Annotated in this window: 21 protein-coding genes; 8 read left to right on the plus strand and 13 right to left on the minus strand. The window is 70.1% G+C overall.

Going from position 1 to position 19,741, the window contains the following annotated elements; translation table 11 throughout:
* Window positions 1–1,374: condensation domain-containing protein (locus tag IG90_RS0131235; RefSeq protein ID WP_267958703.1), on the minus strand; the 1,374-nt coding region annotated here is incomplete at its 3' end.
* 616 nt (window positions 1,375–1,990) lie between these two features.
* Between IG90_RS0131235 and IG90_RS0131240 the strand changes: the two genes are divergently transcribed.
* The 5 genes from IG90_RS0131240 to IG90_RS0131260 are packed head-to-tail and all read left to right on the plus strand — an operon-like array spanning window position 1,991 to window position 5,078.
* The gene (locus IG90_RS0131240) at window positions 1,991–3,394 is read left to right on the plus strand and encodes a class I adenylate-forming enzyme family protein (protein WP_063739507.1); all 1,404 of its coding nucleotides are present in this window, start codon (window positions 1,991–1,993) and stop codon (window positions 3,392–3,394) included.
* A gap of 20 nt (window positions 3,395–3,414) precedes the next feature.
* The gene (locus IG90_RS0131245) at window positions 3,415–3,627 is read left to right on the plus strand and encodes a hypothetical protein (RefSeq protein WP_124265141.1); all 213 of its coding nucleotides are present in this window, start codon (window positions 3,415–3,417) and stop codon (window positions 3,625–3,627) included.
* A 45-nt stretch (window positions 3,628–3,672) separates the two neighbouring features.
* A complete protein-coding gene (locus IG90_RS0131250; RefSeq protein ID WP_030592051.1) occupies window positions 3,673–3,873 on the plus strand; it encodes an MbtH family protein in 201 nt (66 codons plus the stop codon).
* A gap of 9 nt (window positions 3,874–3,882) precedes the next feature.
* Window positions 3,883–4,446, plus strand: a complete 564-nt coding sequence (locus IG90_RS0131255) for a hypothetical protein (RefSeq protein ID WP_030592054.1) — start codon at window positions 3,883–3,885, stop codon at window positions 4,444–4,446.
* A complete protein-coding gene (locus IG90_RS0131260; protein ID WP_030592057.1) occupies window positions 4,443–5,078 on the plus strand; it encodes a DUF6875 domain-containing protein in 636 nt (211 codons plus the stop codon). The genes IG90_RS0131255 and IG90_RS0131260 overlap by 4 nt, the downstream gene beginning before the upstream one ends.
* A gap of 341 nt (window positions 5,079–5,419) precedes the next feature.
* Here IG90_RS0131260 and IG90_RS41170 read toward each other — a convergent pair whose 3' ends face one another.
* Window positions 5,420–5,755, minus strand: coding sequence for a hypothetical protein (locus IG90_RS41170; RefSeq protein ID WP_063739508.1), 336 nt, complete (start codon window positions 5,753–5,755; stop codon window positions 5,420–5,422).
* A gap of 188 nt (window positions 5,756–5,943) precedes the next feature.
* Window positions 5,944–7,593 carry a murein biosynthesis integral membrane protein MurJ gene (gene murJ, locus IG90_RS0131270; protein WP_051860330.1) on the minus strand — a complete coding sequence of 550 codons (1,650 nt, stop codon included), beginning with the start codon at window positions 7,591–7,593 and terminating at the stop codon, window positions 5,944–5,946.
* 156 nt (window positions 7,594–7,749) lie between these two features.
* Between murJ and IG90_RS0131275 the strand changes: the two genes are divergently transcribed.
* Both IG90_RS0131275 and IG90_RS0131280 read left to right on the plus strand, forming a co-directional pair.
* A complete protein-coding gene (locus IG90_RS0131275; RefSeq protein ID WP_030592063.1) occupies window positions 7,750–8,958 on the plus strand; it encodes a L,D-transpeptidase in 1,209 nt (402 codons plus the stop codon).
* A 150-nt stretch (window positions 8,959–9,108) separates the two neighbouring features.
* A complete protein-coding gene (locus tag IG90_RS0131280) occupies window positions 9,109–10,725 on the plus strand; it encodes a CocE/NonD family hydrolase (RefSeq protein ID WP_030592066.1) in 1,617 nt (538 codons plus the stop codon).
* Between the two features lie 32 nt (window positions 10,726–10,757).
* Here the strand turns inward: IG90_RS0131280 and IG90_RS0131285 are convergent, their stop codons facing one another.
* The 5 genes from IG90_RS0131285 to IG90_RS0131305 all read right to left on the minus strand — a co-directional run bounded on the left by IG90_RS0131285 (window position 10,758) and on the right by IG90_RS0131305 (window position 14,573).
* Window positions 10,758–11,645 (minus strand): amino acid ABC transporter permease, encoded by an 888-nt coding sequence (locus IG90_RS0131285; protein ID WP_030592069.1) that lies wholly within the window; start codon window positions 11,643–11,645, stop codon window positions 10,758–10,760.
* A complete protein-coding gene (locus tag IG90_RS0131290; RefSeq protein WP_007454866.1) occupies window positions 11,642–12,286 on the minus strand; it encodes an amino acid ABC transporter permease in 645 nt (214 codons plus the stop codon). Before IG90_RS0131290 ends, IG90_RS0131285 begins: the two co-directional genes overlap by 4 nt.
* Before the next feature lie 16 nt (window positions 12,287–12,302).
* Complete coding sequence (locus IG90_RS0131295) at window positions 12,303–13,232, minus strand: glutamate ABC transporter substrate-binding protein (RefSeq protein WP_030592074.1); 930 nt, start codon at window positions 13,230–13,232, stop codon at window positions 12,303–12,305.
* Window positions 13,233–13,244: 12 nt separating this feature from the next.
* Entirely contained in the window at window positions 13,245–13,988 is a 744-nt protein-coding gene (locus IG90_RS0131300) for an amino acid ABC transporter ATP-binding protein (RefSeq protein WP_030592078.1), read from the minus strand.
* A gap of 144 nt (window positions 13,989–14,132) precedes the next feature.
* On the minus strand, window positions 14,133–14,573 hold the full coding sequence (locus IG90_RS0131305; protein WP_030592081.1) for a DUF6278 family protein: 441 nt from the start codon (window positions 14,571–14,573) through the stop codon (window positions 14,133–14,135).
* 109 nt (window positions 14,574–14,682) lie between these two features.
* On the opposite strand from IG90_RS0131305, the gene IG90_RS0131310 reads away from it, so the two are divergent.
* Window positions 14,683–15,462, plus strand: a complete 780-nt coding sequence (locus IG90_RS0131310; RefSeq protein ID WP_030592084.1) for an SDR family NAD(P)-dependent oxidoreductase — start codon at window positions 14,683–14,685, stop codon at window positions 15,460–15,462.
* Between the two features lie 48 nt (window positions 15,463–15,510).
* On the opposite strand, the gene IG90_RS0131315 is transcribed toward IG90_RS0131310, so the two are convergent.
* From IG90_RS0131315 to IG90_RS0131335, 5 genes are all read right to left on the minus strand, one after another.
* Entirely contained in the window at window positions 15,511–16,257 is a 747-nt protein-coding gene (locus IG90_RS0131315; RefSeq protein WP_030592087.1) for a Clp protease N-terminal domain-containing protein, read from the minus strand.
* Window positions 16,258–16,338: 81 nt separating this feature from the next.
* Window positions 16,339–17,118: an exodeoxyribonuclease III gene (locus IG90_RS0131320; RefSeq protein ID WP_030592089.1), complete on the minus strand. Its 780-nt coding sequence runs from the start codon at window positions 17,116–17,118 to the stop codon at window positions 16,339–16,341.
* Window positions 17,119–17,160: 42 nt separating this feature from the next.
* The gene (locus IG90_RS0131325; RefSeq protein WP_030592102.1) at window positions 17,161–17,814 is read right to left on the minus strand and encodes an MBL fold metallo-hydrolase; all 654 of its coding nucleotides are present in this window, start codon (window positions 17,812–17,814) and stop codon (window positions 17,161–17,163) included.
* Window positions 17,815–17,826: 12 nt separating this feature from the next.
* Window positions 17,827–19,116, minus strand: a complete 1,290-nt coding sequence (gene pcaDC, locus IG90_RS0131330; RefSeq protein ID WP_030592103.1) for a bifunctional 3-oxoadipate enol-lactonase/4-carboxymuconolactone decarboxylase PcaDC — start codon at window positions 19,114–19,116, stop codon at window positions 17,827–17,829.
* Window positions 19,113–19,592, minus strand: a complete 480-nt coding sequence (locus IG90_RS0131335) for a tyrosine-type recombinase/integrase (protein WP_051860331.1) — start codon at window positions 19,590–19,592, stop codon at window positions 19,113–19,115. Before IG90_RS0131335 ends, pcaDC begins: the two co-directional genes overlap by 4 nt.
* Window positions 19,593–19,741 lie beyond the last annotated feature (149 nt).

Consider the following 19,741-nt stretch of genomic DNA (forward strand, 5'->3'; position numbering starts at 1 on the left):
CACCCGCGACGGCACAACAACCGAAGGCACCGCCAGCACAGCCGCCCGCTCCTCCGCGGAGAGCAGATCGATCCGCCCGATCGGCCGGGAGGGATCCGTTGCCGTGACGGCGCGCAGGGCCGTGCGCAGACGCCGGTGGTGAACGGCCAGTTCGTCGCGCGTGCACAGGTCGGGGTGGGCGTTCACGTCGACGGCCGGCCCGGCGCCGTCGCGTCGGTCCCACACGGCGAGGGTGAAGTCGCCCACCAGGCCGGAGGAGAGGTTGTGCGCGGTGGTCGGCAGGCCGGCGAAGGTGATCGCGTAGTCGAAGGACATGACGTTGACGACCGGCGCGTACCACGTTCCCGGGCGGCCGGGCAGTGCGAGGTCGCGCTGGATGTCCTCGGCCCGGTACCGCTGGTGGCCGCCCAGTTCGCGCACACGCTTGCCGATCTGGGCGAGGAGTTCGCCGAGCGTCAGCTCCGGTCGTAGCGTGAGCCGGAGCGGTAGGACGTTGGCGGCCGTGCCGGGGGTGCGGCGCTCCACCTGGGTGAGGCGGGCCGTCACCGGCAGGCCCAGGACGACGGTGGCCGTGCCGGTCGTCCGGTGGACGTGGAGGGCCGCGGCGGCGATGACCAGGTGCGACCAGGGGGCGCGGGCCCGGCGGGCCGCGTCGCGCAGTGCCGTGTGTTCCGCCGGCTCCAATGCGGTGGTGTGCCGGAGATAGCGCTCCGGCGTGGTCGAAGGCGTGCCGACGATTCCGGCCGGCTGCGGACGGTCGGTGAAGCGTTCCACCCAGTACGCCCTATCTTGACCGAATTGCTCCGATGTCTGGTAAGCCTGTTCGGCCGTGATCAGGTCGGACAGCGTGCCGAATGGGCTCGCTCCCACCGTGCCGCCTCCGGCCAGTGCGGTGTAGACGTCGGCGACCCGGCGTGTGATCAGCAAGGACCCGAAGGCGTCCATCACGGCGTGGTGGTAGCCCTGATACCACCAGAAGCGGTCGGCGCTCAGCTTCAGGAGCGCGTACTCGAACAGGGGGTTCTCGGTCAGGCTCATGGGCCGGGCGACCGCGGTGTCCATCCAGGCGCGGGCGGCCTGTTCGGGGTTTGGCTCCGCGCTCAGGTCGGTGACTGCGAGCGGCCAGTCGGCAGGCTCCTGGAGGGCTTGCCGGACCTCGCCAGGTTCCTCGACGAAGCGGACGTGCAGCGCCTCCGCCTCGGCGACGACGAGTCTCAGGGCTTGCGCGAACAGCTCCGGATCCACGCCTCCGTGGATCTCCAGGTACTCCCCCACCCGGAAAACGCAATTCCCTCTCCCCAGCCGCTGCTCGGCCATCCATATTTCGCGTTGCGCAGCCGTGAGGGGCAGCGTGATGCCGGCACTGACGGACAAGTCTCCACCTCCGAGAATTTCCCCGCGCGGACGGCCGGAGAGGCAGGAATGAAAAGCTCACAATGTCCTGGAAAACGCGTCGTCAATTCGATCGCACAGAAGTGAAACGGCGACCTCTGCTCCGCCGGAGCGACGTGGATCGCCGTGTGTACAGGAGCCGGACATAACCGCCCGGAAACGCGACAGAGGGAACCTAACCCCGGGAGATCCGGAGGGTCAAGGGGATCAATCGGCTATGCCACGTGCATGCCCGGGCCGTGTCCCGCCGGCGGGACACGCGGGACAACCCGGGCGGGACCCGCGCGCACGCCCGGCATCGACCGCGGTGCCCGCCAATGCGGCCTGGCGACCAACTGCCCCCGGAATGACTGGTGAAGGACCGCCGCCCGCGCTTGCGGCGGAGCGTGGCCGATGCTCGCCACACGCCGGACGGAGTCCTTTCCCGCAGGCTGCACCCTGCCGGTGCGGCGACCGGCGTAGGGACCCGCGCGACGATCGCGGGGCGGTTCGCTTTGATCGACGAACTCTTGCCCGCCGTTTCTCGGCGGTGTTAGCTTCACTTTCCACAAATGTCGATCGCACGTTTCCCGAGGCTGTTCCACAAAAGGAAACCCGTATGGCAAAAACGCAGTGGGTAAGTCATCTGCTGAACCGCGGCGCGGACGACGACCCGTGGGCCGTTTCGAGCACTTCGGTCACCCGGGGACAGTTACGCGGTGCGGTATCCGAGTTTGAGGAGCGTTTCCGGAACCAGGGAATCGGCGAAGGCAGCTCGGTTCTCCTGAGGATGACGCCGAGTTTCACCTATATTCAGGTTCTGTTGGCCCTGTGGAGCCGTGGGGCGCAGGTGGTTCTGGTCGACTTCCGGCTGAAACCGGCAGAGTACGAACCGCTGGCGCAACTGGTGCGTCCGCAGTACCTCGTCGCCGCGTCCGGCGCCGGAGGGCCAGTGGCCGGATTCCGTCAGGAGTCCGACTTCACGGTCCGGCGGCTGCCGGACGGCCGGCCCGCCGTCGACGGCATCCGACTGGTGCAGTTCAGCTCGGGCTCGTCCGGCCGGCCCAAGGTGATCGGCCGCCCCGCCGACTCCGTGCTGGCCGAAATCGACCGGCATGCCGCCCTCCCCGGAATCCCCGGCGCGGGCGACCGGATGATGCTGCTGAACTCGGTCATGCACAACATGGGCCTGGTCAGCGGCGTGCTGCACGCCCTCGCAACCGGGGCGACGCTGATCATCCCGCCGACGCTGCGCCCGGCCGAGGTCGCACGGCTCATGGCGGCCACCGGGACGACCGCCGTCTACGGAACGCCCGTCCACTACGACCTGCTGTCCCGCGTCGCCGACCGGCCCCAACTGCCCGCACTGCGCCTTGCGGTGTCCGGCGGCGAGCGGGTGCCGCAGGAGACGTACGAAACCTTCCGTGCATGCTTCGGCCTGCCGATCAGCCCGGTCTACGGACTGACCGAGATCGGACTGATCGCGGGTGACCTGTCCGGCACGTCCGTTCCTCCGCAGCTGGGGCTTCCGGTGCCGGGGGCCGAGGTCAAGGTCGTCGACGAGGAGCTGTACGTGCGGATTGACCACTCGCCGTATCTGTACGGCGAGCACGTGGACCGCTACACGGACGGCTGGCTGCGGACCTACGACCGGGTCCGGCAGGACCCTGCGACCGGGGTGCTCAGCATGCTCGGCCGGGCCGACTCGCTGGCCGTGATCGGCGGACTGAAGGTCGACCTCACGGAAGTGGAGAACGTCCTCCTGACCCACGACCGGGTGACGGAAGCCGTCGTGACGCACGGAGAGGTCATCGAGGCGTTCGTGGGTGCCGACCCCGCCGTCGGCGCGGACGAGTTGACGGCCTGGTGCCGGGAGCGGCTGAGCCCCGTCAAGGTCCCCAAGAGGTTCCACGTCACGCGACTGCTGCCGCGGAACTCGATGGGGAAGCTGATCCGCGACCGTGCGCTGATGCACGGACGCGTCCTGCCGGAATCGCCCTCGCGGGCACAGGGGGACCGGTGATCTCGAAAGACGACCTCAGGGTGATATTGACCGAGAACGCGGGACTCGGGCCGCCCGAGGAACTGACCGACGACGCCGAGCTGGTGATCGACTCCTTCACCCTGGTGGTCCTTCAGCACGTCCTGGAGGAGCGGCACGGCGTGGTCATCGACCCGCAGTTCGACGACATGGGCCAGTTCACCTCGATCGACGGCATCCACACCTACGTGACCAGGGTCGCGCAGGAGCACTGACCGGCACACCTGGCGCCCATCCGACCGCATGCGCAAGGAGCAATGATGAGCAACCCCTTCGAGAACCCCGACGGAACCTTCCTGGTGCTCGTCAACGACGAGGGCCAGCACTCGCTGTGGCCTTCGTACGCCGAGGTGCCCGCGGGCTGGACGGTCGCGCTCGGCACGAGCGACCGCCAGACCTGCCTCGCCTACGTCGAGGAGCACTGGACCGACATGCGCCCGCTGAGCCTCGTGCGCCGATAGGAGACCTCGATGGACGACGCCGCATTCCAGCAGCTTCTGTTACGGGAGGAGGACCTCGAGGAGTCGTTCTACGGCGAGGAGCCGAGCGCCGCCTACGATCCCGCCTTCGTCTCCGGCGACGAGTCGGGTCGGGCTATCGTCGACCTGACCAACATGCTCACGCACGGCACGCATCCCGAGACGGTGCACCACGCCTCCGCGCTGTTCACGAACGTCGTGGGATCGGTGGTGTTCCACCATGTCGCCCAGTTCGGCCACGGGACCTGCCGGCAGATCTACCAGCAGCTCTTCGACGCGGTGCACGCCTGCGCGCAGTACCGGATGGAACTCAACGACGGCGTGCAGCTCGACATCTCGAGGGTGGACCTGGGGCCTGTCGAGCTGGGAGACGGCGGCTTTCTGGTGCGGTGGTTGTCCACCGTCGACCACTTCCGCATCGAGACGGCCTGGGTGATCGTCGCGAAGGACGACATTCTCACCTTCGTCAACGCCCGTGTCCCGGACGAGTCGGAGATCCAGCGGCTCGCACGCATCGCCGTCGACCGCGTCACCGAACCGACCGGTGCGTCATGACGTCCACGGCATCCCTGGTCGACTTCGCGTCAGCGCTGGAGACGGTCGAGGAATGGCTGACCGAGTACATCTCGGCGAGCCATCCGGAGATCGGCCGCACGGGGCCCATCTGTCCCTTCGTGGCACCCTCGCGCAAGAACCGGACGATGGAGATCCGCCTGCGGTTGGCCGGCCATGCGCCGACCCTCGAGCTGATCGAGGAGATCGCCCGCAGCAGTCTGCGAGAGTACGAGCTGACGACCTGGCAAGGCCGCAATCCCATGCTGCGGGCCATGGTGGTCGCACTTCCCGACCTGCGCAGCGAGGACACCGGACTGCTCGACCAGGCCCATGCCCGGGTGAAGGACGCCTTCGTGGCACAGGGGCTCATGATCGGCCAGTTCCACGAGAACTGCGAGGTGACGGCCGCCCGCAACCCCCGTTTCGCGGTGAGCAAGGCACCCTCACCCCTGTTCGCCATCCGCGCTATCGCCCTGCACGACGTCTTCTTCCTGTCCGAGCGACCGCACTGGTTCCAGCAGTACCGGGAGCGGTTCGGCAAGTTCTTCGGACCGGGGTCCACCGTGATGGACCCGCTCTTGGTGGAGTGCTACCAGGAGGCCGAGCAGGCTTACGGTGGTCCGCCGCCGTAGGTGCCGACGACCGCTTGGCCACCGGGGGGCTCCGACACTGTTGGAGTCCCCCACCGGCGAGACATGTCCCGAAACCGGCCCGGGGCCGTTGGATGGACGGGGTGGTCACGAGCCTGGTTGTCCGGCTCGAGCACGACGGCCGTTGCCGCCGCTGTCCCTGGTCGTCACCGGCGGACAGCAAGCGGACTGCCTCAGGGAATCGCGGCCGGCGGCGGTAATGACCACGCGGTGATCGTCGAATCTCATGTCGGTGCTCCTGGTGTATAGATCGAAGGCTGTGGTGGAGTGCAGCGGCTGACCTCGGCCACGTAGGCGGCCCAGTCTCCGGCAGCGGCTCGCTGCTACTTGACGGCGACGGTGATGTCGAAGCCGAGGCTGCGGGCGAGGACGGCGGCGGGCAGTTCGGTGGCGAGCTGGAACAGGGCGGTCGAGCGGGCTTCCGCGAGCCGGATGCCGAGTTCGCGGAACCGTTCGCCCATGGCCCAGGCGCTGATCGGCCGGGCGGGCTGGCCGCCGGGGAAGACCAGGGGTGAGTCCGTCCGGGCGAGGACGTCAGCTGTGAGTTGTAACGGGCGCGCTGACTCCAGGAGGCGATGTCTGGTGTTCTTCTCTGTGACCGCGACCATGCGCAGCAGTTCGGGCACCCGTGTCTGGGCGGCGTCGGCGGCGTGATCCATCGTGCGGTGATCGAGCAGCGAGCTGCCGGCCCTGACACGGGATCGAGTCCCACCCGGCGAACGCCCGGTACGACGTCGTCAAGTTGTTGGTGTGGCTGGTGAGTTGAGCCGTGCTGAGGGCGTGGAGGCCAGGCCCCCGTACCCACCACACCCGTATCGCGCCGGGCGGGCAGCTGACCGGCCTGCCGTCAGCGGCGCAGCCGGGCCCGGCCGGCAGTCACCATCGCGGTGATCTCGCCGATCCCGAACGGCCGGGCCAGCAGCACCACCCCGAGCAGCAGCGTGAGGGTCCCGGCGCCGGCCGCCGCCACGTCCCCGGCCCCCTCCGCCGCGCGCGCCGCACCGTACGCCAGGGCACCGGCGGGCAGGCAGGCGGCGATCAGACGGGCGTGCGCGCCGACGGTCGGCGACCGCCGCAGCGGGCCGGCGGCGGGCCCCGAGAACCGGCGGGACAGGACGTACCCGGTGACGGCGAACCCGGCGAAGAAGGCCACCGTGCTCGCCCCGGCCATCCCGGTCACCGCCCAGCGCGCCGGCAGCAGCAGATACGCGGCGGCCGAGAGGCCCGCCTGGACGGCGGCGATCACCAGGTTGAGGAGGAACGGGGTGCGGGTGTCGCTCATCGCGTAGAAGGCGCGGGAGAGGACGTACTGCCCGGAGAAGGCGATCAGCCCGGGGGCGAACGCCGCCATCATCCCGGCCATCACGGTGACGTCGGCGTCGGTGGCGCGCCCGTAACCGAAGACGGAGCCGATCACCCACGGCGCGAGCACCAGCAGGGCGGTGGCGGCGGGCACCACGACGGCGGCGCTGGTGCGCAGGGCGTACGCGACGTCGCGCCGCAGCCCCGCGAGGTCGCCATCGGCCGCGGCCCGGCTCATCCGGGGCATCAGGGCGGTGACCAGCGAGACCGTGATGATCCCCTGCGGAACGACCCAGAGCTGATAGGCGTAGCTGTACGCGGTGTAGCCCGCGCCGCCGACGACGCCCTGCTCGACGGCGTGCTGCCCGGTGGCGGTGGAGAGCCGGGTGACGACCCAGTACGCGAGCTGGTTGGTGAGGACCAGCAGCACCAGCCAGCCGGCCGCGCGCATGGGCCGGGTCAGTCCGCTGCCGCGCCAGTCGAACCGGGGCCGCCAGCGGAACTTCGCGGCGCGCAGCGCGGGGATCAGGGCGAGGGTCTGGACGGCTATCCCGGCGGTGGTGCCCCAGCCCAGGAGGTGCGCGTGCGCGTCGGAGAGGCCGCCGTCGGAGTTCGCGGCGACCGCGATGTAGAGCCCGAACACCCCGATGATCACGATGTTGTTGAGGACCGGGGTCCACATCATCGCGCCGAAGCGGCCGCGGGCGTTGAGGACCTGGCCGAGCAGGGTGAACAGCCCGTAGAAGAGGATCTGCGGCAGGCAGTAGCGGGCGAGGGCGACGGTCAGTTCGGCCTGGCGGCCGTCGTAGTCCGTGTAGACGCCGACGATGAGGGGTGCCGCCGCCACGGCGAGCGCGGTGAGGGCGAGGAGGCCGACGGTGCACAGGGTGAGCAGCCGGTCGGTGTACGCCGCTCCCCCGTCGGCGTGCTCCTTGGCGGCGCGGACCAGTTCGGGGACGAAGACCGCGTTGAGCGCGCCGCCGATGAGCAGGATGTACAGGATGTTGGGCACGGTGTTGGCGACCGTGTAGCCGTCGGCGATCAGGCCGGTGCCGAGTGCGGCGACGACGACGGCCGAGCGGACGAAGCCGGTGGCGCGCGAGACGACGGAGCCGGCCGCCATCACGGCCCCGCTGCGCAGCACCGATGCGGGCCGGGCCGGGGGCTCGGTGGTGCTGTCGACGATCGCGCTCACTGATGGTCTCCCGGGTTCCGAGGTTCTGGCCGACGGTGGAGCGTACTCCGGGCCGAGGGAGCGCCTCCGCGTCAGGGATTTCCGGTTGAGGACGGAACCCGACATGAGGGAAATACCTCTCCCTTGCTGAGTGTCCCTGCCCTGGAGGTTTTTCCGTTGAGTTCCGCACGTCCGCGCATCCGCCACTCCGCTCCGGCCGGCCGGAGGTCCCGGCTCGCCCTGACCGGGCCCGCGGCGCTGCTCGCCGCCGCGCTCACCGCGTGCTCGGGGGGCGCTTCGGGCTCCGCGGCGGTGGGCGGGGACGGCAAGGCGCCCGGCACCAGCGTCTCGGTGAACCTCACCGGTAAGGCGGCGGCACCCGGCGAGCCGGTGACGGTGACCCTGGCGGAGGGGAAGCTCAAGGCGGTCTCGGTGACGGCTGCCGAGGGCGGCGCGCTGGCCGGGAAGATATCCGCCGACGGCCGGACCTGGACATCCGAGCGGGTCGCCGCGCCGGGCACCGCGTACACGGTCGAGGCGGAGGACGCGGACGGCGGCAGCGACAGGGCCACGTTCGCCACCGCCGAGGCCCAGAAGGTCAACAAACTCTCGCTGGCGCCGGGGAAGAACACGACCGTGGGCATCGCGCAGCCGCTGTCCGTCGTCTTCGACCACCCCGTGAAGGACAAGGCGGCCGTCGAGAAGGCCCTGAAGGTCTCGACGTCGAACGCCACCGAGGGCTCCTGGGGCTGGCTCCAGGACTACTCGGGCAAGGACCGCGTCGACTGGCGGCCCGAGGAGTACTGGAAGCCCGGCACGAAGGTCACCCTGGACGCCCGGTTGAACGGCGTCGACACGGGGGCGGACGGCGGCTGGTTCGTCCGCGACTACACGACGACGTTCACGATCGGCGCGGCCCAGGTGGTCGAGGTCGACCTCGACCGGCACCGGATCGCGCTGCGGCGGGACGGGAAGCAGGTCATGGACGTCCCGATGTCGGCGGGCACCCCCGGTGGCGAGAAGGCCTCCTGGCGGGGCACGGCGGTCCTGATGTCGAAGGAGGGCACCATCAACATGCGCTCCGAGACGGTGGGCCTCGGCGACGCCTACGACAAGATGGTCGACTACTCGATGCGGCTGACCTGGTCAGGGATGTACGCGCACGCGGCCCCGTGGAACGCGGGCTATTTCGGCCAGGCCAACCGGAGTTCGGGCTGCGTCGGGATGAGCGACGCCGACGCCGCCGCCCTGTACGGACAGGTGCGGGTGGGCGACCCGTTCGAGATGACCGGCACGGAGGCCAAGGGTCCGGTCGCCGAGGGCAACGGGTACGGCGCGTGGAACGTCTCGTGGGCCGACTGGCAGGCCAAGAGCGCCCTGAAGTGACCGGCAGCGCCCGCTCCGCCTCCACGTCACGCTACTGACGCCACGTCCAACAATCGTTACCTTCGCGCAACGCGCCGGGGAGTTACCAGCGGTAAACAATCAGGGTTACCGTCGGGTCACTTTGCACTGACACGCGTGAGGAGTGACCCTGTGGCACGTCCGAAACCGGCACTGCGCACCACCGCTTCGATCACCACCGCCGTCGTCCTGCTCGCCGGGGGTGCGCTCGGCGCCGCCCCGGCGGCGACCGCCACCCCCGTCCCCGCCACCGCTCCGGCGGGCACGACGGCCGGGGGACTGACGTTCCACGACATCCCCGGTTCCGGGGGCATCACCCTCAAGGGCAATGTGTTCACCCCGGCCCCCGGAACCCCCGCCGGTGCGGCGGCCGGGGCGAAGCACCCGCTGATCGTCTTCCCGACGAGCTGGGCCATGCCGCAGATCGAGTACCTGGCGCAGGCCCAGAAGCTCGCCGACTCCGGCTACGTCGTCGTGAGTTACACCTCGCGCGGCTTCTGGCTCTCCGGCGGGAAGATCGAGGTGGCAGGACCGCCGGACATCGCGGACGCCTCCGCCGTCATCGACTGGGCGCTGGAGCACACCTCCGCCGACCCGGACCGCATCGGCATGGGCGGCGTCTCCTACGGTGCGGGCATCAGCCTGCTGGCGGCCGGACACGACCCGCGCATCAAGGCGGTCGCCGCGCTCAGCGGCTGGGCCGACCTGATCGACTCGATCTACAGCGGGCGCACCCAGCACCTCCAGGCCGCCGCCCTGCTCGGCGGCACGGGCCTGGTCACCGGGCGCCCCAGCGACGAGCTGACGCAGACGCTCAAGGACTTCCTCGGCTCCGACCTGGAGAAGGAACCGGAGATGATCGCCTGGGGGAAGAAGCGCTCTCCCGCGACGTATCTGGACCGGATCAACGCCAACGGCGCCGCGATCATGATGGGCAACGCCTGGGGCGACACGATCTTCCCGCCCAACCAGTACGCCTCGTTCTACGACAAGCTCACCGGCCCCAAGCGGCTGGAGTTCCGCCCCGGCGACCACGCCACCGCCGAGGCCACCGGGCTCCTCGGGCTGCCGAACGACACCTGGACGAGCACCCGCCGCTGGTTCGACCGCTATCTCAAGGGCGAGCGCAACGGCATCGACTCCGAGCAGCCCGTGCAGCTCAAGTCCCGGACGGACAAAGGCTACGAGGGCTACCCCGACTGGAAGTCGGTCGGCGCGGCGAAGAACCGGATCCCGCTGGACGGCACCAAGAAGATCTGGGGCGGCGTCGATTCGGGCGCCAACGGCGGCATCGCGATCCTGTCCAACGCGCTGGACCAGTTCCTCAAGCTGCCGCCGATGGTCTCCGTGCCCCTCCTGCCGCGCACCTTCGCGAGCGTGTGGCAGTCGGAACGGTACGCCACCGAGCAGCGGATCCGGGGCACGTCCGCGCTGCACACCACGGTCACCAGCACGAAGCCGAGCGGCACCCTCGTCGCGTATCTCTACGACGTGGGGCCGCTCGGCGTCGGCAAACTGGTCAGCAATGCTCCGTACACCTTCCACGGGCAGACACCGGGCCGGCCGTTCCCCGTCGACCTGGAGCTGTTCTCCACGGCCTACGACGTCCCGGCCGGTCACCGGCTCGCCCTGGTGATCGACACCGTCGATCCGCTGTACATCGAGCACAACCCGACCGGCGCGCAGCTGACCTTCTCCTCGCCCGGCACGGACCCGAGTCATCTCTCGGTCCCGCTGCGCGAGAAGTGATCACCGACTGCTGCCGGGCGGGCAGGGCCCGGCTACTGCCCTCCCGGCAGCAGCGTCCCCGGTTCGGCCGGGGCCACCCCCACCGCCTTCGTCTTCGGATTGCGCCGCTGACGACGGGCCACCCAGGTGGCGAACCACGAGAGCAGCATGCACATCCCGATGTAGATCGGAGAGATCACCATCACGACGGGGATGAAGGGAAGATCGTAGTCGAGATTCGACGCGATCAGCTTTCCGGCGTGGAGGAATTCCTCGTAGGTGATCAGATAGCCCAGTGAGGTGTCCTTGAGCGCGACCACCAGTTGGCTGATGATGGTCGGCAGCATCGCGCGAACGGCCTGGGGGGCCAGGACGAACGTGGTGACCTGCGTCTTGCGCATCCCGAGCGCGTACGCGGCCTCGCGCTGGCCCCGGTCCACGGAGTTGATCCCGGTGCGGAACACCTCCGCGAGGACCGAGCCGTTGTAGAGCGTCAGTCCGGCGACCAGGGCGGGCAGCGGCTGGACCTTCAGCGCCACGAAGATGAAGAAGATCATCACCAGCACCGGCATGGCCCGGAAGAACTCGACCAGCAGGGTCGAGATCCAGCGCAGCACCCGGTGCTCGGAGAGCCGGCCGACCGCGAGGACCGCGCCCAGGGCGAGCGAGAGGACCGCGGCGTAAGCGAACGCCTTGAGAGTGTTGCCCAGTCCGCGCAGCAGCAGTTCCTGGATGCCCTTGTACGCGAAGGGCGTCCACTTCGCGGAGGTGAACTGGTCGGTGTCGAAGAGCAGGTAGACGATCCAGCCGAACAGCGCCAGGATCACCACGGTGGAGGCGATCCCGTACATCAGGTGCCGTTTGCGGGTCACCGGGCCGGGGATGTCGTAGAGCGCGGTGGCCTCGGGCCGTGACGGGCCGCGGGTGAGGGTCTTGGTCATCGTGCCACTCCCCAGCGCTTCTCCATCACGTTGAACACCGCGCTGATGGTCAGGGTGATGATCAGGTAGCCGACGGCGATCCAGATGAAGGACCAGATGATGCTGTAGCCCAGCTCGTTGAGCGTCTTGTAGGTGCCGAGGAGTTCCGTGACGCTGAACGCCCCTGCGATCGCGGAGTTCTTCGCGAGTGCGATCAGGGTCGAGCCGACCGGCGGGATCACCGACCGGAACGCCTGCGGCAGCACCACGGTGCTCAGGGTCTGGCCGAAGTTCATGCCGAGGCTGCGGGCGGCCTCGCCCTGGCCCTTGGGCACGGTGTTGATGCCGGAGCGCAGCACCTCGCAGATGAACGCGGAGGTGTAGCAGCCGAGCGCCAGCACCGCGAAGACCTGGAAGGGCAGGACGAGCCCGAAGCGGGGCAGGCCGAGCAGCACCGCGAAGAAGAGCAGCGTCAGCGGGGTGTTGCGGAGGACGGTGACCCAGACCGTGCCCAGCACCCGGAAGGAGCCGACGGGCGCGACCCGGAAGGACGCCATCAGGAAGCCGAGGACGAGCGCCAGCGCGGAGGCGTAGACGGTCAGCTCGACCGTGCCGAGGAAGCCCTTGCCGTAGAGGGAGAAGTTCTCTGTCAGTACATCCATGGGTGAGGCCGTCCCCTCAGGTCGCCGGGTAGCGGTCGATGGGCGGCGGGGTCGGCGCGGGCGCTCCGGAGCGACCCAGCGTCGCTTCGTACGCCTTCTTCCAGTTGCCGTTCTTCTCGTTCGTCTCCAGCGCCTCGTTGAGGGCGTTCCGCAGCGCGTCGTCGCTGCGTGGCACGCCGATGCCGTACGGCTCCTCGGAGAAGGGCTTGCCGACCACCTTCATCTCCTCGGGCGCCTTGGCCGCGAAGCCGAGCAGGATCGCGTCGTCGGTGGTGACGGCGTCGACCTGGTAGGTGAGGAGGTTGTCGACGCAGATCGAGTACGTGTCGTACGCGACGAGCGTCGCGTCGGGGTGGTCGGCGGCGATGCGCTGGTAGGGCGTGGATCCGGCCGCCGAACAGACGGTCCTGCCCGCCAGGTCCTGCGGCCCGTCGATGTCGTCCTCGTCGGTGCGCACCAGCAGCCCCTGACCCGCCATGTAGTACGGGCCGGCGAAGCCGACGAGCTTCTTGCGCATGTCGTTGATGGTGTAGGTGCCGACGTAGTAGTCGATCTGGCCGTTCTGCAGGGCCGTTTCGCGGTTGGCGGAGGCGATCGTGCGGAAGCGGATCGTCTGCGGTTCGAAGCCGAGCGAGGCCGCCGTCATCCGGGCGATCTCGATGTCGAACCCGGAGTAGATCCCGCTCGCCGGGTCCTTCTCCCCCAGGTACGGCTGGTCCTCCTTGGCGCCGACCACCAGATGGCCGCGCCTCTTCGCCTTGGTCCAGGTGCGGGAGCCGGGCAGTTCGAAGCCGGTGTCGACCCGGTACTCCGGCAGGGTCTCGGCCTTGGGCCCCTTGACCGGCGGACTGCCGTCCTTGCCACAGCCCGCGGCGAGTGCGGTGAGCAGGAGACCGGCCACGAGGGCGGCGGCCCTGCCCGTACGCGTGTTCCTCGTACGCAACATGGAAGCCTCCCCTCAGTGCTTGAGGATCTTGGACAGGAAGTCCTTGGCGCGGTCGCTCGACGGGGACGTGAAGAAGTCCTCCGGGGTGCGGTCCTCGACGACACAACCGTCGGACATGAACACGACGCGGTTGGCCGCGGAGCGGGCGAAGCCCATCTCATGGGTGACAACGACCATGGTCATGCCGTCCCGGGCGAGCTGCTGCATGACTTCGAGGACCTCGTTGATCATCTCCGGGTCGAGCGCCGAGGTGGGCTCGTCGAAGAGGAGCGCCTTGGGGTCCATGGCGAGGGCGCGGGCGATGGCCACGCGCTGCTGCTGGCCGCCGGAGATCTGCGCGGGGAACTTGTCGGCGTGGGCGGCCAGGCCGACCCGTTCCAGCAGCTCGCGGGACCGCGCGTCGGCCTCTTCCTTCTTGCGCTTGCGGACCTTGAGCTGGGCCAGCGAGACGTTGTCCAGCACGGTCTTGTGGGCGAAGAGGTTGAACGACTGGAAGACCATGCCGACTTCGGCACGGAGCTGGGCCAGGCCCTTTCCCTCCGCGGGGAGGGGTCTGCCGTCGATCGTGATGCTGCCGGACTCGATCGTCTCCAGCCGGTTGATCGCCCGGCACAGGGTGGATTTCCCGGAGCCGGAGGGGCCGATGACCACCACCACCTCCCCGCGGCCGACGGTGAGATTGATGTCCTGAAGTACGTGCAACTCTCCGAAGTGTTTGTTGACGTCCCTCAGTTCGATCAACGGATCGACGGCCATGCGCTGCCCTACCCACTTGTCGCTGTGTCGAGGTCAGCGCAAACTATCCATCGCGAAAAGGGACTTCGCACCCGACACGCGTAAATAACGCAAAAGGCTTTTAAACTGGATTAGGCGAGGCGAGCGGGGCCCGCCGGCACCCGCTCAGCCCTCCGCGGACTCCGCGTACACCTGGGAGAGCTCAGGGCTGCCCGCCATCGCCCAGTCGAGACCGGCCGCGACGACGTCGATCTCCCGCCCGGACTCCAGCCGCACCACGGGCTGACCGCTCGGCCAGACGTCCCACGCTGCGCCCGGGACGGTCCGCACGATCACCGTGCCGAGATAGAGACCGGCGTCGTTGCCGAGCCAGGGCAGTTCCTCGGGGTCGTCGCGCCAGCGGGGCGGCAGCTGGTCGAGCGCGGTCAACGAGGCGGGAGTGTCGTCGAGTTCGAGTCCGTTCTGCCCCGCCCGGACGCGTAGCAGTTCGCACTCGGCGAGCAGCTCGGCCACGCCGTCGGGGTCCGTCTCGACGGCGGCGGCGAGTGCGCCTGAATGCGTACCACCCTGACGCTTACGCCAGTTGTCCAAGAAAGGGATGTTCATACCACTAGGGTCCCATCCCGGCCAGGTTCCGCACCACAGGGCACGCGGCATTCACCGTTCCCCCACCCCGCTCCGGCCCGGGAACCGAGCGCATATCTAAGGTACGCACATGAGTGCACAGGCGTACGTCTCGGAACTGTTCTCGCTGGAAGGCCGGGTGGCGGTGGTCACCGGCGGCAGTTCCGGCATCGGCCGGGCGATCACCGGCGCCCTGGCCCGGGCCGGCGCGGGCGTCGTCGTGGTGGCCCGCCGGGAGGCGGAGCTGAGGGCGACCGTGGGCGGGCTGACCGCCGAGGGCTGCCGGGCGGCCTGGGTGAGCGCGGACCTGAGCACCCCCGAGGGGGTCCGCGCGGGGGCCGAGGAGGCCGTGGCGGCGTTCGGTGAGCCGGACATCCTGGTGAACTGCGCCGGGATCAATCTGCGCCCGCCGATGACCGAGCTCGGCGAGGACGTGTGGGACACCACGATGGCGGTGAACCTGAAGGCGCCGTTCCTGCTGGGGCAGCGCTTCGGGCCCGGCATGGCCGAGCGGGGTTACGGGCGGATCATCCACGTCTCCTCGCAGCAGGCGCACCGGGCCTTCGTGAACAGCGGTGCGTACGGGGTGTCCAAGGGCGGCCTGGAGTCGCTGGCCCGGTCCCAGGCCGAGGCGTGGTCGTCGTACGGCGTCACCGTGAACACCCTGGTGCCCGGGTTCGTGCTGACGCCGCTGAACGAGCGTCTCGCCTCCGACCCGGAGAAGGTGGCGTCGCTCGCCGCGCGGACCCTGACCGGCCGCAACGGTCTCGCGGAGGATTTCGCGGGGGCCGCGGTGTTCCTGGCGGGGCGCTCCTCGGCGTACGTCACCGGGCAGTCGGTGTTCGTGGACGGCGGGTTCTCCGTGCATTAGGGCGTGGCCCGCACGAAGACCCCGCCGTCCGCACCCGGCGGCCTCCGGTCAGGCGTTCTGCTGCCGGAAGGCTGCGGCCGCTTCGGTCACCGCGGCGTCCACGGCGGCCGAGGCGGCGCCCTTGCCGATGCCGAGGCCGGTCAGCAGGCCGGCGCCGTCCTCGAACTCCAGCAGGGCCAGCAGGACGTGCTCGGTGCCGACGTGGTTGTGGCCGAGCCGCAGGGCCTCGCGGAACGTCAGCTCCAGGACCTTGCGGGAGTCCGCGTCGTACGGGATCAGCTCGGGCAGTTCGTCGGCGGCGGCGGGCAGCGCGGCGGTCGCCGCCGTGCGGACGGCCTCCGGCGTCACCCCCTGGCCGGTGATGACCCGGGCGGCGATGCCCTCGGGCTCGGCGAGGAGGCCGAGCACCAGGTGGGCCGGGAGGATCTCGGCGTGCCGGGCGGCCTGGGCCTCGTTGTGGGCGGCTGCGACGGCATTGCGGGCGCGCTGGGTGAAGCGGCCGAAGCCCTGGCTCGGGTCCAGGTCGGACGTCTCGTCGGACTTCTTGGTGACGAAGCGCTTCTGGGCCGCCTGGCGGGTGACCCCCATGCTCCGGCCGATGTCCGTCCAGGAGGCGCCGGAGCGCCGCGCCTGGTCCACGAAGTGGCCGATCAGGTGGTCGGCCACATCGCCGAGGTGGTCGGCGGCGATGACCGCGCCGGAGAGTTGCTCCAGGGCGTCGGAGTTCGACTTCTTGATGGCCTCGATCAGGTCGTCGAGGCGCACGGAAGGGGTGACAGGGAGCGGCTGCGTCATACGTCAACCCTAAGTTGACACCCATGGAGTGTCAACCTTGGGTTGTCAGCTCGGCGGGCGGCTCCCCTCCCGGATCCTGGCTCAGAGATCGAGGTCGACGACCACCGGGGCGTGGTCGGACGCGCCCTTGCCCTTGCGCTCCTCGCGGTCGACGTAGCTGTCCTTGACGGCGGCGGTGAACGGGGCGTTGCCGAAGGTCAGGTCGATCCGCATGCCCTTGTTCTTGGGGAACCGCAGCTCGCGGTAGTCCCAGAAGGTGTAGGCGCGGTCGTACTTGAGCGGGCGGGGCAGCACCTCGCCGAGGCCCTCCGCCTCCAGGGCCGCGAGGGCGGCGCGCTCGGCGGGCGTCACGTGCGTGGCGCCCACGAACAGCGCCGGGTCCCAGACGTCCTCGTCGGTGGGGGCCACGTTGAAGTCGCCCAGGACCGCGAACGGCAGAGCCCCCGCCGCGTCCGCCGCCACGGCCTTCCGCAGCGCCTCCAGCCAGCGCAGCTTGTACGCGTAGTGCTCGTGCTCGACCTCGCGGCCGTTGGGCACGTACACCGACCAGAGGCGCAGCGGGCCGCAGGTCGCCGAGATCGCGCGGGGCTCCTGCACCCCGTCGTAGTCCGGGCCGTCGGGCAGCCCGGTGACGACGTCGGCGAGGCCGACGCGGGAGAGCAGCGCGACCCCGTTCCACCGGCCGGTGGCGTTGACCGCGGACTCGTAACCCAGCTCGGCGAGCGCGGCGGTGGGGAACTGCTCCGCCGTGCACTTGGTCTCCTGGACGCACAGCACATCGGTGCCGCTGCTCTCCAGCCAGGCCAGGAGCCTCGGCAGCCGGGCGGTGATCGAATTGACGTTATAGGTGGCGATGCGCATGGCAGCCAACCTAGCGGCTCCCACTGACAGTCGCCGGTGGGCTCACAGCTCGGTGACACCGCCCGGGGCGAGCCGGCCGTGGTCCGTGCCGCCCAGGGCCCCGATCTGGTTGTCGTAGATCGGCCGCGCCAGATCGGTCAGCAGGGCGTCGTGGACGTCGATGGCGCGCCGCGGCTTGACCTCGCGTACGTAGTCGATGACCTCGGAGATCTTGTTCCAGGGGGCCATGACCGGCAGCAGCAGCGTGTCCACGGGGCGCTCGGGAACGGTGAGCGCGTCGCCTGGGTGGAAGACCGAACCGTCGACGAGGAAGCCGACGTTGGTGATCCTCGGGATGTCCGGGTGGATCACCGCGTGCAGCTCGCCGTGCACGGTGACGTCGAATCCGGCGGCGGAGAACGCGTCCCCGTCGCCCACCGTGTGCACCCGCCCCGGGAAGGCCGCCGAGAGCTGTTCGGCCACGCTGCGCAGCGTCCAGACCTCGGCCGCCGGGTTCGCCTCCAGGCCCGCCCGCAGCCGCGCCTCGTTGAAGTGGTCCGGGTGCTCGTGCGTCACCAGCATGACGTCCGCGCCGAGCGCCGCGTCGTCCTCGGAGAATCCTCCGGGGTCGATGACGAGGACCCGCCCCTCCTTCGCGATCCGGACGCAGGAGTGGGTCTTCTTGGTGAGGGTGAGAGCCCGAGGCGATGCGTTCATGGCTCCATCCTGCTACGCGGGCGGCGTGGTTTCCTCCTGGATCACGTTCTGCGCGACGGCGAAGGCGGCTCCGGCGGCCGGGATGCCGCAGTAGACGGCGGTCTGGAGCAGAACTTCCTTGATCTCGGCGGGCGTCAGGCCGTTGCGCAGGGCGGCACGGGTGTGCGCGGCCAGGCCCTCCAGACGGCCTGAGGCGACGAGCGCGGTGAGCGTGATGCAGCTGCGGGTGCGGCGGTCGAGGCCGTCCCGGCTCCACACCTCGCCCCAGGCGTACCGGGTCACCAGCTCCTGGAAGTCCTCGGTGAAGGCGTCGGCGGAGGCGTTCACCGCGTCGACATGGGCGTCCCCGAGGACCTCGCGGCGCACCTTCGTGCCCTGCTCGTGCCGGTCGTCCGGCACCGGCGCGGAGCTCTCGGGCGCGGCGGCGGCCGGGGCGATCTCGGCCACCGGGGCGAACGAGGCTGCGGGCGTCGCGGGCCCGGGGACGAGCGGCAGCACGGGGATCGCGGCCGAGGTGTCCTGCTGCCAGGCGGTGGAGAAGTGCATCAGCAGCAGATCGCTGACGGCGGCGGGCTGTTCGACGGGGGCGAGGTGGGAGGCCCCGGGGACCAGCGCGAGGCGGGCGTCCGGTATCCCGGCGACCAGGGTGCGGGCCTCGGCGGGCCCGGTGACCTGGTCCTCCGCCCCGACCAGCACCAGGGTGGGGACGCCGATCCGGCCCAGCGCGCCGCGGATGTCGAACGCCGCGAGCGCCTCACAGGCGGCGATGTAGCAGCCGGGGTCGGTGGTTCGGACCATCTGGACGGCCCACTCCACGATGGCGGGCTGCGCGGCGGCGAAGCCGGGGGTGAACCAGCGCTCCGGCGCGGTGCGGGCCATCGGCTCCAGGCCGTTGGTGCGGACGATCACGCCACGCCGGCGGAACTCGTCGGCCGTGCCGAACCGGGGCGAGGAGGCTACGAGCGCCAGCGAGGCGACCCGGTGCGGGTGGCGCAGGGCCAGGTCGGCGCCGACCGCCCCGCCGATCGAGCAGCCCGCGTAGCCGAAGCGCTGGATGCCGAGCCCGTCGAGCGTCGCGAGCAGCCGGTCGGCGAGCTCGGCGACGGAGGCGGCGGCGTGGGCGGGCGCGCCGCCGTGGCCGGGCAGGTCGTAGCGGAAGACCCGCCAGTGCTGGGACAGCTCGGGTATCTGGCGATCCCACATGTGCCACGTCGTCCCGAGGGAGGGGCCGATGACCAGGACCGGGGCGTCCTCGGGCCCGTCAAGGCAGTATTTCAGGGACTCAACGTTCTTCTCACTCACCCACTCACGCTCCCACATCTCACATTCGCCTCGTGAGCTGGGGCCGGAGCGCTCGCCAGACCTCCCCACATATCCGCCGCCGACCGTAGATCCTCCACATCCGGCTTCACATACCAGCGCTTGGTCGTGCGGATGTCGATGTGCCCGGCCCAGCGGGCAGGAAGGTGGTCCGGCACCCCCTTGTTCGCCAGGTACGTGAAACAGCTCCCGCGGGCGTCGTACAGACGGACCCGGCGCAGCCCGTTCTCGGCCATGACTCTGTAGGCGCGCTCACGCAACTGCCGCCCATTGAGTGCCCTGCCAAGGCCGTCCACGAGCACGTATGCCTTGTCCTCGTACCTCTCCCCCGCCGCGAGCTTCTCGGCGATCTGTGTGGCCTTGAAAGCGGCGAGGGCGCCGCCCACCAGGCCGGGAAGCGGAAGCTGACGCTCCCCTGCAGAGGGCTTGGTGTCCTCAACGGTGCCCTCGCCGGACACTGCACGCCGTCGTAGCCCGCCGTGCGCAGACGCCCCGCCGGAGTTTCCCGGCGGGCTTCATCGTCTCAAAGGCGGCAGCAGTGCGCCCGGCAGCGATCACCCCGGCAGCCCGGGCACGGGCGGGCGGGAGCGCGTGGTTAGCCCGCGCA

The sequence above is a fragment of the Streptomyces anulatus genome (assembly GCF_000721175.1).
Taxonomy (GTDB): domain Bacteria; phylum Actinomycetota; class Actinomycetes; order Streptomycetales; family Streptomycetaceae; genus Streptomyces; species Streptomyces anulatus_C.

Coding starts and splice junctions, on each gene's coding strand:
- IG90_RS0131310 (WP_030592084.1), top strand. CDS start 14,683: ATGAGTGCACAGGCGTACGTCTCGGAACTGTTCTCGCTGGAAGGCCGG.
- IG90_RS0131325 (WP_030592102.1), bottom strand. CDS start 17,814: ATGAACGCATCGCCTCGGGCTCTCACCCTCACCAAGAAGACCCACTCC.
- IG90_RS0131260 (WP_030592057.1), top strand. CDS start 4,443: ATGACGTCCACGGCATCCCTGGTCGACTTCGCGTCAGCGCTGGAGACG.
- IG90_RS0131285 (WP_030592069.1), bottom strand. CDS start 11,645: ATGACCAAGACCCTCACCCGCGGCCCGTCACGGCCCGAGGCCACCGCG.
- IG90_RS0131315 (WP_030592087.1), bottom strand. CDS start 16,257: ATGACGCAGCCGCTCCCTGTCACCCCTTCCGTGCGCCTCGACGACCTG.
- IG90_RS0131250 (WP_030592051.1), top strand. CDS start 3,673: ATGAGCAACCCCTTCGAGAACCCCGACGGAACCTTCCTGGTGCTCGTC.
- IG90_RS0131240 (WP_063739507.1), top strand. CDS start 1,991: ATGGCAAAAACGCAGTGGGTAAGTCATCTGCTGAACCGCGGCGCGGAC.
- IG90_RS0131320 (WP_030592089.1), bottom strand. CDS start 17,118: ATGCGCATCGCCACCTATAACGTCAATTCGATCACCGCCCGGCTGCCG.
- IG90_RS0131300 (WP_030592078.1), bottom strand. CDS start 13,988: ATGGCCGTCGATCCGTTGATCGAACTGAGGGACGTCAACAAACACTTC.
- IG90_RS0131295 (WP_030592074.1), bottom strand. CDS start 13,232: ATGTTGCGTACGAGGAACACGCGTACGGGCAGGGCCGCCGCCCTCGTG.
- IG90_RS0131290 (WP_007454866.1), bottom strand. CDS start 12,286: ATGGATGTACTGACAGAGAACTTCTCCCTCTACGGCAAGGGCTTCCTC.
- IG90_RS0131305 (WP_030592081.1), bottom strand. CDS start 14,573: ATGAACATCCCTTTCTTGGACAACTGGCGTAAGCGTCAGGGTGGTACG.
- IG90_RS0131255 (WP_030592054.1), top strand. CDS start 3,883: ATGGACGACGCCGCATTCCAGCAGCTTCTGTTACGGGAGGAGGACCTC.
- IG90_RS41170 (WP_063739508.1), bottom strand. CDS start 5,755: ATGGATCACGCCGCCGACGCCGCCCAGACACGGGTGCCCGAACTGCTG.